We start from the raw sequence: 1,921 nt of genomic DNA, 5'->3' as shown, positions 1-1,921 counted from the left end.
GGGTGATGACCGGAGGACCGTCGGTCTGGCCCTGGATGCTGAAGTTCAGGTTGGCCGTGGAGGAGTCGCCATCGGCGTCAGCCACGGTGTAGCCGAGCGTGAAGTTCAGCTTGTCGCTGGCGTTCAGCGCCTGCACGGCGGGCTTGGAGTTGTCGAGCTTGAACTCCCAGGTGCCGTCGTTGTTCAGGGTCAGGGTGCCGTACTGCTCGATGGCGGCCTTCTGGGCGTCGGTGACGTTCCAGGTGACGCCGGTGATGGCATCGGCGCCCTTGGTGTCGTTGGTGACGACGTTGCCGCTCAGCGAGCTGATGGCGGCGTCCTCGGTGACGGTGCCACCGTTGTCGTCATTAGCGACCGGAGCGGTGTCGAGGATCTGGATGACCAGGTCGTTGCTGGAGGACACGCCGGCCACGTCGGTGACGGTGACGGTGAAGTTGTCCTTGACGGAGTCGTCGCCCGCGGTGTGGTCGTCGGCGCCGCCCGTCTCCTGGTAGGAGTAGGAGATGGTGCCGGTGGCGGCGTTGTAGCCGGTGACGGTCAGGATGCCCTTGTCGGTGGTGATGACGACCGGGTTGGCGGCGCTGGCGCCGGTGACGTCCTTGCCGCCGACGGTGACGCTGGCGATGCCGGCTTCGGCGGAGACGGTCACGGAACCGGTGACGGTGGCGTTGGTGCCTTCGACGACGCTGTTGTGCGCGCCGGAGACGTTGCCGTCGCTGTCCTCGGGGGTGATGACCGGAGGACCGTCGGTCTGGCCCTGGATGCTGAAGTTCAGGTTGGCCGTGGAGGTGTCGCCATCGGCGTCAGCCACGGTGTAGCCGAGCGTGAAGTTCAGCTTGTCGCTGGCGTTCAGCGCCTGCACGGCGGGCTTGGAGTTGTCGAGCTTGAACTCCCAGGTGCCGTCGTTGTTCAGGGTCAGGGTGCCGTACTGCTCGATGGCGGCCTTCTGGGCGTCGGTGACGTTCCAGGTGACGCCGGTGATGGCATCGGCGCCCTTGGTGTCGTTGGTGACGACGTTGCCGCTCAGCGAGCTGATGGCGGCGTCCTCGGTGACGGTGCCACCGTTGTCGTCATTGGCGACCGGAGCGGTGTCGAGGATCTGGATGACCAGGTCGTTGCTGGTGGACACACCGGCCACGTCGGTGACGGTGACGGTGAAGTTGTCCTTGACGGAGTCGTCGCCCGCGGTGTGGTCATCGGCGCCGCCCGTCTCCTGGTAGGAGTAGGAGATGGTGCCGGTGGCGGCGTTGTAGCCGGTGACGGTCAGGATGCCCTTGTCGGTGGTGATGACGACCGGGTTGGCGGCGCTGGCGCCGGTGACGTCCTTGCCGCCGACGGTGACGCTGGCGATGCCGGCTTCGGCGGAGACGGTCACGGAACCGGTGACGGTGGCGTTGGTGCCTTCGACGACGCTATTGTGCGCGCCGGAGACGTTGCCGTCGCTGTCCTCGGGGGTGATGACCGGAGGACCGTCGGTCTGGCCCTGGATGCTGAAGTTCAGGTTGGCCGTGGAGGTGTCGCCATCGGCGTCAGCCACGGTGTAGCCGAGCGTGAAGTTCAGCTTGTCGCTGGCGTTCAGCGCCTGCACGGCGGGCTTGGAGTTGTCGAGCTTGAACTCCCAGGTGCCGTCGTTGTTCAGGGTCAGGGTGCCGTACTGCTCGATGGCGGCCTTCTGGGCGTCGGTGACGTTCCAGGTGACGCCGGTGATGGCATCGGCGCCCTTGGTGTCGTTGGTGACGACGTTGCCGCTCAGCGAGCTGATGGCGGCGTCCTCGGTGACGGTGCCACCGTTGTCGTCGTTGGCGACCGGAGCGGTGTCGAGGATCTGGATGACCAGGTCGTTGCTGGTGGACACGCCGGCCACGTCGGTGACGGTGACGGTGAAGTTGTCCTTGACGGAGTCGTCGCCCGCGGTGTGGTC

The 1,921-nt window shown here is 66.4% G+C and carries 1 protein-coding gene; it reads right to left on the bottom strand.

Annotation, left to right across the window (positions count from 1 at the left end):
- Nucleotides 1-1,921 (bottom strand): VCBS domain-containing protein (locus VCS63_RS29665; protein WP_323881916.1); only part of this gene is annotated, 1,921 nt, incomplete at both ends.

The organism is Achromobacter sp. D10 (genome assembly GCF_035282245.1).
Taxonomy (GTDB): domain Bacteria; phylum Pseudomonadota; class Gammaproteobacteria; order Burkholderiales; family Burkholderiaceae_B; genus Achromobacter; species Achromobacter insolitus.
The sequence above is the reverse complement of the archived record's forward strand: the minus strand, read 5'-3'. Positions and strand labels throughout refer to the sequence as shown.